At 47.1% G+C, this 14,648-nt stretch carries 17 protein-coding genes and 2 tRNA genes; 8 read left to right on the top strand and 11 right to left on the bottom strand.

Going from position 1 to position 14,648, the window contains the following annotated elements:
- The first annotated feature begins 234 nt into the window (after positions 1 to 234).
- Complete coding sequence (locus tag ACPEPR_RS08305) at positions 235 to 840, top strand: hypothetical protein (protein ID WP_423562294.1); 606 nt, start codon at positions 235 to 237, stop codon at positions 838 to 840.
- 3 nt (positions 841 to 843) lie between these two features.
- Here ACPEPR_RS08305 and ACPEPR_RS08300 read toward each other — a convergent pair whose 3' ends face one another.
- A complete protein-coding gene (locus ACPEPR_RS08300) occupies positions 844 to 1,122 on the bottom strand; it encodes a DUF2798 domain-containing protein (RefSeq protein WP_005181365.1) in 279 nt (92 codons plus the stop codon).
- A 184-nt stretch (positions 1,123 to 1,306) separates the two neighbouring features.
- On the opposite strand from ACPEPR_RS08300, the gene argS reads away from it, so the two are divergent.
- Positions 1,307 to 3,097: an arginine--tRNA ligase gene (gene argS, locus ACPEPR_RS08295; protein WP_423562293.1), complete on the top strand. Its 1,791-nt coding sequence runs from the start codon at positions 1,307 to 1,309 to the stop codon at positions 3,095 to 3,097.
- Positions 3,098 to 3,182: 85 nt separating this feature from the next.
- Positions 3,183 to 3,803, top strand: coding sequence for an SPOR domain-containing protein (locus tag ACPEPR_RS08290; RefSeq protein WP_423562292.1), 621 nt, complete (start codon positions 3,183 to 3,185; stop codon positions 3,801 to 3,803).
- A gap of 45 nt (positions 3,804 to 3,848) precedes the next feature.
- Here ACPEPR_RS08290 and ACPEPR_RS08285 read toward each other — a convergent pair whose 3' ends face one another.
- Both ACPEPR_RS08285 and ACPEPR_RS08280 read right to left on the bottom strand, forming a co-directional pair.
- Positions 3,849 to 4,508, bottom strand: coding sequence for a glutathione S-transferase family protein (locus tag ACPEPR_RS08285; protein WP_160243630.1), 660 nt, complete (start codon positions 4,506 to 4,508; stop codon positions 3,849 to 3,851).
- Positions 4,509 to 4,639: 131 nt separating this feature from the next.
- Positions 4,640 to 5,587, bottom strand: coding sequence for a pirin family protein (locus ACPEPR_RS08280; RefSeq protein WP_104498406.1), 948 nt, complete (start codon positions 5,585 to 5,587; stop codon positions 4,640 to 4,642).
- 318 nt (positions 5,588 to 5,905) lie between these two features.
- On the opposite strand from ACPEPR_RS08280, the gene ACPEPR_RS08275 reads away from it, so the two are divergent.
- On the top strand, positions 5,906 to 7,174 hold the full coding sequence (locus tag ACPEPR_RS08275; protein WP_423562291.1) for a GGDEF domain-containing protein: 1,269 nt from the start codon (positions 5,906 to 5,908) through the stop codon (positions 7,172 to 7,174).
- Positions 7,175 to 7,381: 207 nt separating this feature from the next.
- Here ACPEPR_RS08275 and guaA read toward each other — a convergent pair whose 3' ends face one another.
- A complete protein-coding gene (guaA, locus tag ACPEPR_RS08270) occupies positions 7,382 to 8,950 on the bottom strand; it encodes a glutamine-hydrolyzing GMP synthase (RefSeq protein WP_016658965.1) in 1,569 nt (522 codons plus the stop codon).
- A gap of 219 nt (positions 8,951 to 9,169) precedes the next feature.
- Complete coding sequence (locus ACPEPR_RS08265; RefSeq protein WP_104473514.1) at positions 9,170 to 9,586, bottom strand: DoxX family protein; 417 nt, start codon at positions 9,584 to 9,586, stop codon at positions 9,170 to 9,172.
- Between the two features lie 193 nt (positions 9,587 to 9,779).
- Between ACPEPR_RS08265 and ACPEPR_RS08260 the strand changes: the two genes are divergently transcribed.
- The gene (locus tag ACPEPR_RS08260) at positions 9,780 to 10,418 is read left to right on the top strand and encodes a DedA family protein (protein WP_005181345.1); all 639 of its coding nucleotides are present in this window, start codon (positions 9,780 to 9,782) and stop codon (positions 10,416 to 10,418) included.
- Here the strand turns inward: ACPEPR_RS08260 and ACPEPR_RS08255 are convergent.
- The 5 genes from ACPEPR_RS08255 to ACPEPR_RS08235 all read right to left on the bottom strand — a co-directional run bounded on the left by ACPEPR_RS08255 (position 10,415) and on the right by ACPEPR_RS08235 (position 13,284).
- A complete protein-coding gene (locus ACPEPR_RS08255; RefSeq protein ID WP_016658963.1) occupies positions 10,415 to 11,008 on the bottom strand; it encodes a LysE family translocator in 594 nt (197 codons plus the stop codon). The genes ACPEPR_RS08260 and ACPEPR_RS08255 overlap by 4 nt on opposite strands.
- A 219-nt stretch (positions 11,009 to 11,227) precedes the next feature.
- Positions 11,228 to 11,620, bottom strand: a complete 393-nt coding sequence (locus ACPEPR_RS08250; protein WP_005181343.1) for a hypothetical protein — start codon at positions 11,618 to 11,620, stop codon at positions 11,228 to 11,230.
- Positions 11,621 to 11,627: 7 nt separating this feature from the next.
- Positions 11,628 to 12,470, bottom strand: coding sequence for a ParA family protein (locus ACPEPR_RS08245; protein WP_005181342.1), 843 nt, complete (start codon positions 12,468 to 12,470; stop codon positions 11,628 to 11,630).
- An 80-nt stretch (positions 12,471 to 12,550) separates the two neighbouring features.
- The gene (locus tag ACPEPR_RS08240) at positions 12,551 to 12,943 is read right to left on the bottom strand and encodes a SirB2 family protein (protein WP_423562290.1); all 393 of its coding nucleotides are present in this window, start codon (positions 12,941 to 12,943) and stop codon (positions 12,551 to 12,553) included.
- A gap of 32 nt (positions 12,944 to 12,975) precedes the next feature.
- Entirely contained in the window at positions 12,976 to 13,284 is a 309-nt protein-coding gene (locus tag ACPEPR_RS08235; protein ID WP_016658959.1) for a BolA family protein, read from the bottom strand.
- 231 nt (positions 13,285 to 13,515) lie between these two features.
- Between ACPEPR_RS08235 and ACPEPR_RS08230 the strand changes: the two genes are divergently transcribed.
- A tRNA-Gly gene (locus ACPEPR_RS08230) sits at positions 13,516 to 13,591 on the top strand.
- Positions 13,592 to 13,636: 45 nt separating this feature from the next.
- A tRNA-Gly gene (locus tag ACPEPR_RS08225) sits at positions 13,637 to 13,712 on the top strand.
- A 391-nt stretch (positions 13,713 to 14,103) separates the two neighbouring features.
- Here ACPEPR_RS08225 and ACPEPR_RS08220 read toward each other — a convergent pair.
- Positions 14,104 to 14,310: a helix-turn-helix domain-containing protein gene (locus ACPEPR_RS08220; protein ID WP_004280956.1), complete on the bottom strand. Its 207-nt coding sequence runs from the start codon at positions 14,308 to 14,310 to the stop codon at positions 14,104 to 14,106.
- Positions 14,311 to 14,420: 110 nt separating this feature from the next.
- Between ACPEPR_RS08220 and ACPEPR_RS08215 the strand changes: the two genes are divergently transcribed.
- Positions 14,421 to 14,636 carry a hypothetical protein gene (locus ACPEPR_RS08215; RefSeq protein ID WP_001054887.1) on the top strand — a complete coding sequence of 72 codons (216 nt, stop codon included), beginning with the start codon at positions 14,421 to 14,423 and terminating at the stop codon, positions 14,634 to 14,636.
- Positions 14,637 to 14,648: the final 12 nt, after the last annotated feature.

Here is a 14,648-nt window from a genome sequence, read left to right as displayed (position 1 = left end):
ACTGAATAAATTTGTCCAATCCGGCATTCAGTCACGACATAAGGCTTTCCCAAAGCCGAAAATGCGGGTTTTTTGTACCCAGATCAATCCCCTGCCTGTTTAGCTTACAAAGCTCCGTTCCTGCTAGATGTAGTTTTTCGCTGTTTTTCTGTTACATGCAGCCAGTGCAGATTTTTCAATTGGCCTCAATTTGGGTATGCTCTGGGGCAAAACACAACGACATATTTAAAAATCATGTATATCAAGCCATGGATTGCACTGGGCGGTTTGGCCGCTGTGCTGGGGTTAGGCGGCTGCCAGACCCTTTCCAATACCACTGAAAAAGTCAGCGATCAGGTGACCGGTTTATTCTCCAGTAAAGACAAAGCGCCGAAAATCGACAAAGATGGCGTGGTGGATATCAGTAAAAAAACCCTGGAGCAACTGGAAAAATTTACTGCCAGCATGCCTACTCAACAATGGGTCTATATTGAAAATGAACAGCTGGGACGCTATCAGCTGAAAAACAAGGCTCAGGATGAAGTGATTCTGACTCTGGCCCTGCACTGCAAGATCAGCAGCCAGCGACCAACCTTCTCGCTCAGCAGTGCCGAAGGCAAGACATTGTTAAAGGCTTATGATCCGAATGCCGGACAGATCCAGTTCCTGCTCGACAATCAGAATTATGGCAATCCTTTTAATGTACATACCGATGAGCCATTGAAACGCTTCCAGGCAGCCATTGCGCAGGCCAAGGTGATCAAGATTTTTAATGCCTCCCGGCTTTATACCTTCCAGAATGGCAATGCCGATCTGCTGAGTAAACCGGTGTCCTGTCAGGAGTCTGGTGCATCGGGCTAAATGCTATTTGGGTGCGCCCGGCATATCCACCAGCATCGCGGTAAAACGGCGCACCAGCGGCAACACCACCAGCACCACCGGAAAGGCAATGGCCCAGGAAATCATCCAGTTCTGGAACCACAGTGTGATCAGCCCTTCGACCCAGCCCAGCGCACGCAGCATATTGACCATTGAAATAATACCGCTCATCAGGCCAGACAGCAGCAGCGGCATAATAATGCCCGCCCATTTTGCTGGCAGTTTAGGAATATTGGCGATAATTACAGGACGTTTGGCGTGCATGCATGCTCCTACAGCGGGACAAATCCGTCATTGATCAGGTTATTTCATGGCCATGTTAGCATTTTCAGGCTACAGATGGCGCAGAATGTCGGACAATCTTCATTCACTACAAATGGGTTCACCTAAAGACAGTGAAATTTGCTATATTTGCTGTTTTTCTGCGACATTTATTTTTCGACTGATTATGAATACGGCAATCCAAGCAGCTCTTGAACATGCAGTGCAATCCCTTCAAGCAGAAGGTGTCCTCCCAGCAGACTGGAACAACACCAGTAATTTGACGCGAACCAAAGACCGAAGCCACGGTGACTTTGCCTCAAATATCGCCATGATTGCCTCTAAAGCTGCGGGCATGAAGCCGCGTGATCTGGCCGAAAAAATTCTGGCTGCATTGCCAGAAGTGGCAGATATCAGCAAAGCAGAAATTGCCGGTCCGGGGTTTATCAACTTCTTCTTAAATGCCGACCAGCGTTTTGCCATTCTTGATCAAATTCAGGCGCAGCAAGACCAGTTTGGCCGCACCAAGGTCAACGCGGGCAAACGTATTCAGGTTGAATTCGTTTCTGCCAACCCGACGTCCAGCCTGCACGTGGGTCATGGTCGCGGTGCCGCTTATGGCATGACCGTTGCCAATCTGCTCGAAGCCACTGGCGCAACCGTAGATCGTGAATACTATGTGAACGATGCCGGCCGTCAAATGGATATTCTGGCAACATCAACTTACTTACGTTATCTGGAACTGACCGGTCAGGAACTGGTGTTCCCGAAAAATGCCTATCAGGGTGATTACGTCAAAGAAATCGCGCAAAGCATTATCGACCAGGATGGTGATGCTTATGTACGTCCAGTGGCCGATGTCTATAAAGATGTACCGGAAGATGTGCAGTATGCAGCTGAACCGGATGCAGAAGGCAACAAGGTGGTCCTGTCTGGCGATAAAGAAAAACATATTGATGGTCTGATTTTCAATTCACAGGCTTTAATTGGCGAAGGCTATCGCGTGTTCCATCAGGCGGCTTTAAAAGCCATTCTGGATGACATTAAAGATGACCTCGGTGAGTTTGGCGTAACCTTTAACCAGTGGTTTAGCGAAGCCTCTTTAACTGAAAAAATTGATGAAGCGCTGCAAACACTGGATCAGCGTGGTTATCTGTATGAGCAAGATGGCAACATCTGGTTTAAATCGACTGAGTTTGGCGATGAAAAAGACCGCGTGGTCAAACGTCGTAATGGTCAAACCACTTATTTCGCTTCAGACATTGCGTATCACCTGAACAAATTACAACGTGGCTATACCGACCTGATTGATATCTGGGGCTCTGACCACCACGGTTATATCTCCCGGGTGAAAGCCGCTATTGATGCGATGGGTTATGACTCGAAAAAACTAACCGTTTTACTGGTGCAGTTTGTGAGCTTATGGCGCGGCGGCGAGATGGTACAGATGTCTTCCCGTTCTGGCCAGTTCGTGACCTTGCGTGACCTGCGTAAAGAAGTCGGTAACGATGCAGCGCGCTTCTACTATGTCATGCGTAAATCTGAACAGCACATCGACTTTGACCTGGATTTAGCGGTCTCACAAAGCAAAGACAATGCGGTGTATTACATCCAGTATGCGCATGCCCGTATCTGCCGTATGCTGGAAAAAGCAGCCAGCACAGGCGTGAATTTTAATGCGCTTGACGCGCGTCAGTTTGCGGCCAAGCTGGAACTGGAGGCTGAAACTGAAATTCTGGCCAAGCTGGCGGCCTATCCTGAAATTGTGACCCGTGCTGCCAATGCCTGCGAACCCCATCAGGTTGGTAACTACTTGAAAGAATTAGCAGCTTTATTCCACGGCTGGTATAATGAACACAAAGTGCTCAATGATGATGCTGCGCTTACTCAAGCCCGCTTATTGCTTTCAGTAAACGTACAACAAACCTTGCGCAATGGTTTAGAATTATTAGGTGTTTCTGCACCTGAAAGCATGTAAACCAAGACATTCTTCTGCTGGGCAGGCGTACCATCACGCACCTGTCCAGCCAATCAGCCAATAATCAGAATAAAGAGGTTCCCTCGTGTTTGGAAAAACGCAACGCGGTGTATCAGAACGACCAAATAAGCCCAAAAAACCACTCATTCCGACCTGGTTAGGCACACTGGTGGTGATTCTGGTCGTGTTATGTTTCGCAGTGGCCTTAATGCTGTGGAAGCCGTGGGAACCTGTGCCACCAAAAGGCCAGATCACTTCTGAACATTATCAGGAAGACACCAACAAGGATTACCGCTTCTATGACCTGCTGCCCCAGCAACAGGTAACACCAATTCCGGAGCAGGCCGTACCTGAAACCCAGGAACAGACGGCAGTGGTGATTGTCGAAGCGCCAATTGTTGAGCCGGCAGCGTCCGCAGCCGCCAGTGAAGCGACGGCGGGCATCACGCCAACTGAACCGCCCGTGGCCGCGCCTGCCAGCTATATTCTGCAGGTCCGCAGCTATACCGATCCGGATGCCGCCGATGCACGTCGAGCTGAAATTATTCTGAATGGTCTGTCCGCCGATGTGGTCAAAACCGTAGAAGGTGGTGAAACCTGGTATCGGGTAATTTCGGGGCCATATACCTCTGCAGAGGCGGCACTGATTGCCCAGCAAACCCTGCAACATAGCGGGATTGATTCGATTGTGGTGAAACGCCAATAATAAAAAAGATGCGCAAGCATCTTTTTTTATAGCTTCAAATTTTGTTTAGGCCAACTGTGCCTCTAGCTTCTGTTCACGAGCGAACGCCCGCTGATAGCCCTCGCGCTGTGCCAGTCGCTGCAGATAACGCTCAATCTGCGGATATTTGCCATCAGTACGGCTTTGCAAGGCCTGTAGCGGAAAGGCCATCTGAATATCGGCAAAGGAAAATGTGCCGGCAAAATAGTCATGTGTGGCCAGATAATCTTCCAGAAACTGGATATGATCTTTGAGTCGCGGCTGAATAAAACCCTGCTGGATACCTTCACTGACTTTTGCTGCCACCGGACGAATCAGCCAGGGTGCGCGCTGCGGCACTTTACTGGCCACCAGCTGCATCACCAGCAATGGCATCAGTGAACCTTCGGCATAGTGCATCCAGTAACGGTACTGCTGCTGATCGGCCGGATGTGTTGGCTTGAACTGCTGCGCCGGATCATACTGTTCCTGTAAATACTCTAAAATCACCGCAGATTCGGCAATCGGCTGCCCACCATCTGTCAAAATTGGTGCCTTACCCAGCGGATGCACCCGTTTTAACTCGGGTGGTGCGGCAAAACTCGGTAAACGGCGATAAAATTCAATCTGATAAGGCTGGCCCAGTTCTTCTAAGGCCCACAAAATACGAAAGGAACGCGACTGTTCCAGATGATGCACAGTAATCATAATGACACTCTGATTGTTTTTCTTGAAATAAAGAACCACCGGCCACCTTGACCGGTTGCGGCAACTCAGCATCATCAGGCCCACCCATCGATCGCGACGCTTGGGCCTGAAGTTCAATTCATCATGCCTGCTTAACGTGAAGCACGCATTTTATCTGGCAGGGCCGGTGCTTCCAGCCGTGGCCCATTATAATCTGGAATGCTGCCAAAACGCGGGTCCTGATTGACCCACTGGTCACGTGCCTCGCTCAGCTCGTCCTGGGTACGTCCGACAAAGTTCCACCATAGTAAAATCGCGGATTCAAATGGCTCACCGCCCAGTAACAGTACGCGTGCACCCTGGTGCAGTTCAATCTCAATGTCCTGCAGACCCGGCTCCAGCACCACCATATTGTCTTCGTTCAGTTCATGCTGGTTAATATGCGCCGTGCCTTCTAGCGCCATAAAGCCATATTCAAAGGCCGGATTCAGCTGAAGCCGGGTGCGCACCGTTTCTGCCGCAGTTAAGTCCACTGCCAGTAACGGGCTATGCACCTCAACCGGCGAGCGGGTTTCCAGAAACTCCCCGACCAGCACGGTAAATTCAACCCCATCTCGTGACACCACCGGTAATTCAGGATAATGGTCAAAACGCGATGGCATATTGCGCTTGGCATCCGGCAAGGCAATCCACAGCTGGGCCGCATGCATGTGGGTTTCCTGCTCTGGCGCGACTTCGGTATGCGAAATCCCCTGCCCGGCTGTCATCAGGTTGACCTGTTTCGGCCGGATCAATTGTTTGGAGCCGATACTATCGGTATGCATGAGGGTGCCTTCAATCATCCAGGTAAAGGTTTGCAGGCCAATATGCGGATGTGGTCCGACATCTAGCCCGTCACCCTGCGGAAAGCTGACCGGACCGGCATGGTCTAAAAAGCACCAGGCGCCAATCATGCGTTTATGACGGCTGGGCAAGGCGCGTTTAATGACGGTGCCCTGCCCGATTTCTGCACGGCGCAGCGGCACTTCCTGAATAAACTGCTGGATATATTTTTCACAATCGTCTGAATGGGACAGTTCGGTATAGTTGGCATTGGTCATAGTTGTATCCTAACTCTGGCGATGTTCCATGTCGCTCATCTTGTTGTTTATCTTATACGCGGATGCTGCATGAGTTTGCTATAGTTCAGTTAATATGCAGCATTCTCCTGGCAGAACAATCAAAAAATCGCTTTTTGTTGTAAGGATTCATGTGAGCACCAGCGCACAATTTCCTCTCTTTTCCTGCCGTTTTGAGGCTTTTTTTCAGCAAATTACCCATATTTAGGGAGGTCTTTTTTTAATCGTCAAAGCTATACTATTACTTTGATTTTATTAAAGACTTGGGGCAATTCTATGAAGATGGGAAATCGGATTAGAATGTCGACGAATTCAACAGATCTTGCACCCGATGATTCGGATCGACATATTTTACAAGCGTCAGAGTGCGACCTGGAAAGTCGTCAGGCCCTGGAACAGGCCCTGCAAGATCCGGCTGCCCGTATTCCGCCCCAGTTTGAAGACTATTTTTATAAATTCCAGACCATTCACCAGAAGCTGTATTTACAACAGGTCAATCACATTGGCCAGCTGGCATTTTTACTGTACTTTTTCGCCGATTATTTTGTACTGCCCGATGTCAGTCTGCTCTCCGGTATCGCCAGAGTCATCGTGATTGTACTGGCCATCAGCATTAATTATTTCCTGTTCAAATATGTGAAAGATATCCGGATCCATGACCAGATTTTACCGGTCGGCACGCTGGTTTGTGCCGGCCTGTGGTTTTATCTGATGTCCTTGTCGAACAGCCCCTATATCGATATCTATATCTATGCCTCGGTCATTTTTGTGGTGCTGGCCAATTTGTGTATTCAGGTGCGCTTTAAGCCGGCGCTATATACCTCGTTTTTAATCAGTACCGTGGTGTTTTTAGGCGTATCTAACTTAACCAGCGCCATTGAAACCATTATTTTTGCGCTGGTCTATCTGCCAATCTGGCTGTTCAGTTTATATATCAGCTGGACCAATACCCTGAATGCACGGCGTAATTTTCTCAGAACCATGCTAAATGACTGGAATTTCCATATTCTGCAAGAGTTGGCGCATACCGACGAGCTGACCCAACTCAGCAACCGCCGCCAGTTTGTGCATATTGCCGAGTATAAGGTACATGAATGGCCGCAGCATGCTTCGACCTGCCTGCTGATGTTTGATGTCGATTATTTCAAGCAGATTAATGACACCCATGGTCATGATGTCGGTGATCAGGTGCTGCAGACCATTGCTGATATTGCCCGTAAGGAAATGCGGCGCAAGGATATTCTGGCGCGTTTTGGTGGCGAGGAATTTACCGCTTTACTCACCGAAACCAGTCTGCAGGATGCACTGCTGATTGCCGAACGTTTAAGAACCAAAATTGCCCAGCACCGGATTTATATTGGCCAGAATATCAGCCTGAATTTTACCGTTTCGATTGGGGTATCTGAGCTCAAAGCCGAACAGCCTGATTTAACCACATTAATTAAAGAAGCTGATATTGCCTTATACGCGGCCAAACAGCATGGGCGTAATTGTGTACTGCACTATGATATTGGCATGAGCGAACCGAAAAAACCGGCCTGCCCGTCCAATATTTCCTGGGTGGTTTAAATACAAAAAGAGCGCCGAGGCGCTCTTTTTTAAATAATTTCGGGCTTCTAAACTGCCGCGCACCTTGCGCCGATTTTAAAAGCAATGCTTTAAAATGGGCTCATGGCGTAATTCAGGCACAAAGCAATGCTTCGTAAAACCCCACTGCCGCGGGCACAGCCCTTGGCGTAATTCAGGCGGACAGCAGTACTATCCGAAAGCCCTGAATTACTCCCATTCAATTGTTGCAGGTGGTTTAGACGATACGTCATATACCACACGTGAAACGTCTTTAATCTCGTTCATGATACGAGTTGAAATACGATCTACCAGATCATATGGCAGGTGCGCGAAACGTGCTGTCATAAAGTCAACTGTTTCAACGGCACGCAGGGCAACAACCCAGGCATAACGACGGCCATCACCCACCACCCCAACAGATTTCACTGGCTGGAATACAGCAAAGGCTTGTGCAGTTTTGTCATACCAGCCGCTGGCACGCAGTTCCTGCATAAAGATGTCATCAGCCAGACGTAAAATGTCGGCATATTCTTTTTTCACTTCACCCAGAATACGCACGCCCAAACCTGGACCCGGGAATGGATGACGGTAAATCATGCTGTGTGGCAGACCTAAAGTGGTGCCCAGTTTACGTACTTCATCTTTAAACAGGTCACGTAACGGTTCAACCAGTTCAAAAGCCAAATCATCCGGTAAACCACCCACGTTGTGGTGTGATTTAATCACATGCGCCTTGCCCTGTTTGCTGGCTGCAGATTCAATCACGTCTGGATAAATCGTACCTTGTGCCAGGAATTTCACGCCATCTAATTTACGTGCTTCTTCAGCAAACACTTCAATAAATTCACGGCCAATAATCTTACGTTTCGCTTCAGGATCAGTGACCCCTGCCAGTGCAGACAGGAAACGATCTTCCGCATCGGCGCGAATCACGCGGATCCCCATGTTGTCAGCAAACATTTGCATAACCTGGTCGCCTTCGTTTAAACGCAGCAAACCGTTGTCTACGAATACACAGGTCAACTGATCGCCAATTGCTTTATGCAGCAATGCAGCAACCACAGAAGAATCCACACCGCCTGACAGACCCAGCAGTACTTTTTCATCGCCAATCTGTTCACGTAGCTGTTCTACACGCAGGTCGATAATGTGCTCTGGTGTCCACAGACCGCGACAGCCACAAATCTGGTGTACGAAGTTCGACAGTAATTCCGCACCTTTAGAAGTGTGCGTTACTTCCGGGTGGAACTGGATGCCGTAGAAACGACGTGTTTCGTCAGATACCATGGCAATTGGGCAGCTTGGAGTTTGCGCTGTCACCTGGAAACCTTCCGGAATACGGGCAACTTTATCGCCGTGGCTCATCCAGACATGCAGCTGGTTTTCACGGTCTTGCAGGTTACCAATCAGCTGGTCACGCACCACGATGTCTACTTCTGCATAGCCAAACTCATGGACAGTACCTGGCTCAACTTTACCGCCAAGCTGTTCGCACATGGTTTGCAGGCCATAACAAATGCCCAATACCGGCACACCCAGTTCAAACACCACTTGTGGTGCACGCGGGCTGCCTTCCTGGTGAACGCTTTCAGGTCCACCCGACAAGATGATACCGTTTGGATTAAATGCACGAATGTCTTCTTCAGACATGTCATAGGCATACATTTCAGAATATACGCCAGCTTCACGAACACGACGTGCGATGAGCTGACTATATTGAGAACCGAAATCCAGAATCAGGATACGATCTTCAGTAATTTGAGTATTGGTAGTCATGACAAACAACTATGAGAGGCAAACGAATATAAGCGCCGTATTCTAGCATTTTTTCTGCGCATTAAACACAAGATTCAGATCAGTCTGTGCGGATCCCCGAATCAGGCCGCTACCGGCAGATGTTCTCGACCCTCTTCTTTATTATCTATTTAGGCAAAAAATAAGGCAGCCGGAGCTGCCTGTACTAAATGACGGGACATTATTTCCCTGCATCACATCTTATTTTTCAATCAGATGATCCAGACTCAGTTTACCTGCACCTTGCAGCACCAATAGCAGGAAACCACCTGAAATCGCCAGGTTCTTCATCAGGTTAACCGCATCTTCCGGTGCGCCATGGAACATAAATGCAGTCAGCAAACTGAATACTGCCAGTGCCAATGCCACCAGACGGGTTTGCAGACCCAGTAAAATTGCCAGACCACCACCCAGCTCCAGCAGAATCACCAGCGGTAACAGGCCACCCGGCACCCCCATCGCTTCCATATAGCCCACCGTTGCGCTATAGCCGGCAATTTTGCCCCAGCCCGACACAATAAAAATATAAGCCAACAAGACACGCGCCAGTACCAGCGACAGGTTGTTTAAGGCAGGGGTTTGAAAGATTTTGGCAACCACAGTATTTGGATTAAACATGAGAGAACCTACAGCAGATCAGTAAAAAGATGCTGCTATCTTAGGGACTGGCCGAATATCAAAAAATCACCATTTCAAAGATGTATCGTTGCAAATTTAGAATGATGACAGCGGAAATTTATTTACGTTTTTCTACTGACTTTCACCAACCGGACTGATAGGATTTGACTACATTTCTGCTTGTTTTTCCCTCATGGAACTGATTGATTTTATCCTGCATGTTGATGCGCATTTACTTGAGTTCATTACCAATTATGGGGTCTGGATTTATGCCATCCTGTTTCTGATTATTTTTGTTGAAACCGGTCTGGTGGTGATGCCCTTTTTACCGGGGGACAGCCTGTTATTTGCAGCCGGTGCGCTGGCGGCCTCGACCGGTGCCATGGACCCGTGGTTATTGGGCGGCTTACTGTTTATTGCCGCTGTCTTGGGCGATACCCTGAACTATCATATTGGTAAATATATTGGGCCACGGGTATTTGAAATTGAATCACGCTTTATTAATAAAAAACACCTAATTGCCACCCAGCAATTCTTTGCCAAGCATGGCGGTAAAACCATTATTTTTGCCCGTTTTGTGCCTTTTGCCCGCACCTTTGCCCCTTTTGTTGCCGGTGCCGGGAGCATGAACTATAAATACTTTCTAACCTATAACGTAGTGGGCGCTTTCTGCTGGATTGGCTCATTTATTACCCTGGGTTATCTGTTTGGTAACATGCCAATTGTGAAAGAGAATTTTACCTATCTGATTTTTGGCATCATTATTTTAAGTGTCTTGCCGGGGGTGATTGGTTTTGCCCGCCAGAAGCTGAAAAAGCAGGTCCGCGCTTAAGCGAAAAAGCGCAGAATAACCGGAAAAGCACACAGCACCAGCAACATGGCCGATCCTTTATACAAGAGATCGGCTTTTATTTGCTTGGATTCTCCCGATAAAATCGCGCGACCAAAAGACATCCAGAACAGCGCAGTCGGCAACAGCACCAAACAGAACACTGCATAGACCATCAAGAAATTGGTCGGATTATCCCAGGTTTCAGTTGGTAAAATCCCGGCAGCAAAAAGTAGTGCCTTGGGATTTTTTAAGGTGGCAAAAAACAGCTGATGCGGGCGGATAGACGGGTTGAGCTGGTTATGCTTGACCAGATGCGCATGCTTCCACAAATGAAAAGCCGTCCACAGCACATATAGTGCGCTCAAGCCATGCAGAATATGGCTTAAATACGGCCAGATTGGGACGGTCAGATGAATCAGCAGCGCCCACAAACTGATGGCATATAAATAGCCAAGCAGCTCGGCAGGCACAAATAAACTGGTTCTGGCAATTCCATGTTGATGTGCTGAACTTGCAAGCAAAGCATTGGTTGGTCCCGGAATAAGCAGAACCGCAATCATTGCCAGCACAAACAGCCAACTTTCAATCATAGACACCTGAGATTACCTGAAATTAGGCGCACACCTTATATTAATTTGATAAAAACTGACAAGTTTTTCTCACGACTGGGAGGATATTTGGACAGATAAAAAAGCCTTTATTTTTATTTAAATTTAAGATTTTTAATAATTTTTTATGAAACATTTTGCTAAGATTTTTCACGACGTGACTCGCATAAACTGCCAGCCCAGCGTGAAAAATGCGAAGCCTTAACTGGCCTGCTTGGTGCGTACAACAATTGGACAGCCTTTAAAACGCGCCGCCTGCACAATGGCTTCCTGCTCGCCCAGCACCCGTGCCAGTTCAGTATTTTTGGTATTCGATGATTGTCCCATATTGACCGAAACACTTGGGCCAATGCCCCAGCCGCCACGACTGCCCCAGCCTCCGCCAAGACCCACCCCCACACCAACGCCGGTCCGTTTAGGCGCCTGTACGCCCTGATCAATATAGGACTGAATCCGGTTATATTCGCTTTGCAGCTGCTGACAGTTCAGCGCCTGATAATGTGTAGGCGAGACATAGGTCGGTTTAACCGTCGTGGCACAGGCACCCAGCAGCAAGGTTCCGGCAGCCAGCAGGCTGATATACAGTGTTTTCATGCCCATCTCAGGATTGTTTCTGTTCAATCTCATTGAACAACGATTGATAGGCCTGCGTCAATTTATGATCTGTAGCAAAATGAATAAGCGGCAGATTTTTATGATGCGACTCTTTCATGATGACTGAGGGTGGCAGCATGCTGTTAAATACCGGTAACTGCTCCTCTTTCAGCTGCTCGACCACTTCTCGTGGCAGCTTGGCCTGGGCCTGGAACTGGTTCACCACAATGCCTTCAATCTCCAGCTCGGCATTATGATCTTCCTGGGTTTCCAGCACATTTTCAATCAGGCTGTGCAGGGCACGTTTGGAAAACACATCGCAGTCAAACGGAATTAATACCCGGTCAGCCGCAATCAGTGCCGACAAGGTAAAGAAGTTAAACGCCGGCGGTGTATCAATAAAGACCCGCTCATAACGCCCAGCCAGTGAGGCCAAGGCATCCCGTAATTTATAGATTTTATGTTTGCTTTCTAAGGCATGGGCCAGACTGCCCAAGTCCGGACTGGCTGGAATTACATCCAGATTTGGAAAGGGCGATTGATGCACATAGGCTTCCAGCCCCTTGGCGCGGCTTTTTAAGATCGAGCCCAGGGCATTGCCAATTAAGCCTTTGCTTTGGGTATTGCCCAGCACTTCTTCAAAATAGTTCTGGATATTTGGCTCTAGTGCCGGCTTATGGGTGGAATAGGTGGCATCATCCCCCAGTAAATACTGGCTGGAGTTGGCTTGCGGGTCCAAATCAATGACCAGGGTTTTAAAGCCCTGATGGGCACTGATAGCGGCCAGATTGACCGTAATACTGGATTTTCCAACGCCGCCTTTCTGGTTAAAGACCACACGTGTTCGCATGTCTATCCCTCTGATTTTATATTCTAATTGGCTCAAGTGTAGCGAAGTATAGCCGAGAGATAGACATTATTGTCGAACAATTAACCAAAACTTGGCTTGATCATCACCAGCGCGATAATCGCCAGTAATGCAACCAGGGCTATACCCCAGCCGGCGCGGCGTTGCACCAGTAAAATACTGTCCGTTTTACGGTAGGCTTTCATTAACGAAGACAGCATCACCAGGAATAAAATGATTTTGGCATAAAACCAGGTTTCGACCTGAAAATCCTTTAATGCCAGCAGCACAATTCCGGTTACTACTATCAGCGTAACCGATAAATGTTGTAGCGCCACCCATAGTGTGCGTCCGGCCGGATTGGGCTGGTTGCCCTGCACGCCTTTAAATAAGGTCAGGCCACGGGCCAGCAGAATGACCAGCAATACGCTGATGCTGGCCATATGAATAATTTTAAGTAAAAGTTGGGTTTCCATGAACTGTTCTGATCTCTATTTCTTGTTCCGGGTTATTGTTTCGGGGCGTGGGCACATTCCGGGCTTGAGGTATCCTGTCCTTGCCATTCATCCTGAACAAAGGCATGAATTGCCAGCGCATGAATCTTGCTTGGACTTAACAGATCACCGACCGCGGCATAGACTTGTTGATGACGCTGCACCAGACGTAAACCGGCAAACTGTTCACTGACGATTACCACCTTAAAATGAGATTCCTTCCCCGGATAATAGCCGCCGTGGCCAGAAGATTCATTCACCACGTCTAAATGTGTCGGGTTCAGGGTGTGTAAGCGTTCAATCAGTTGTTGTTCTATGCTCATGATCATGCATCCAAAAGGCCTGAGATTAATCTTAGTATACCCTGTTCTTTTTGCGATATTGTGGCGACCGGCTGAAAACCACCTTTTTCCCGCTTGAACCGCCGCTATTGGCTGATTTCACAGCAGAAATCATCTAAACCTTGGTCAAAATGGCTTTTATTTATGCAATCAGCACAAGTTTTTTCACAAAGTTATTGACCCTGTTTTTGCATAATGTATTATACACCGCATGCGGGAATAGCTCAGTTGGTAGAGCACAACCTTGCCAAGGTTGGGGTCGCGAGTTCGAGTCTCGTTTCCCGCTCCAAATTCTTTTTTGTTCATTTTTTAAAGTAAAAAATTGATCGACCCTGCGGGAATAGCTCAGTTGGTAGAGCACAACCTTGCCAAGGTTGGGGTCGCGAGTTCGAGTCTCGTTTCCCGCTCCAGATTCAAAAAGCCCTGATCGAAAGATTGGGGCTTTTTCGTTGTTGATTTTAAATAACATTTTTTCTTTCAGTCTATAAAGCTATCAGCTTCAAAGTGAGTAAAAAGTTAAGTTAGATCAGTTAAGAGTGGGCTTACGTGACCAAAAGTGACCAAAACGTGCCCTATCAATGTCAACTATAGATCAACATGTTTAAGTTTTTGCATGAATTCTACTCAATATGAACTGAGTAATTTTTAAAAAAACCTGAAGCACTCCCTTATGGCTTTCATTAAAGCTTTTTAATCTCTTATAAAAAATGGTGACCAAATTTGGTCACCAAAAATACTTAATAAAAACAATATACTAACTAGAAAATTATTAAATTATATGACGCTTTTTATTAGCAATAATTATTCATCTGGCTTGAACTTTAATAAATCACCAACGTCTACATTTAACAATACGCACAATTTTTCTAATGTTTCAAAATCAATACGAGTTGATTGACCATTATAAAGCTTATGTAAAGTCGTCTTACTCATTCCGGTTGCCCGAGCTACATCTGCCACTTTCATTCTTCGTTCCGCCAAAAGAACAGGCAAGTTACAAACTATCATTAATTACCACCATTGTGTAATAAAGTACTTGCATGATGTATTAAACGCATTTATTATTGCATTGTGATCTTAAATAACACCATTGTGATACTTTATAAAAGGATACAAACATGAATCTTACTTATATTACTACAAAAGAATTGGCAGAACGAATCCATTATAACGAACGTACCATTCGTAATCAGTTAAAAGATAGCGTTCTAATCGAAGGTATTCATTACATCCGCCCTTTTGGTGGACGCAAAATTTTATATGTATGGGAGCGTATTGAAGAAGATATGACTAAAACCACTTTAGGCTCGCTACACAGCCTACAACTTCAATAAGGAGGATATTAT

The sequence above is a fragment of the Acinetobacter sp. AND/436 genome, from assembly GCF_049546925.1.
Lineage (GTDB): Bacteria > Pseudomonadota > Gammaproteobacteria > Pseudomonadales > Moraxellaceae > Acinetobacter > Acinetobacter indicus.
This window is presented reverse-complemented; position numbering and strand designations above follow the sequence as displayed.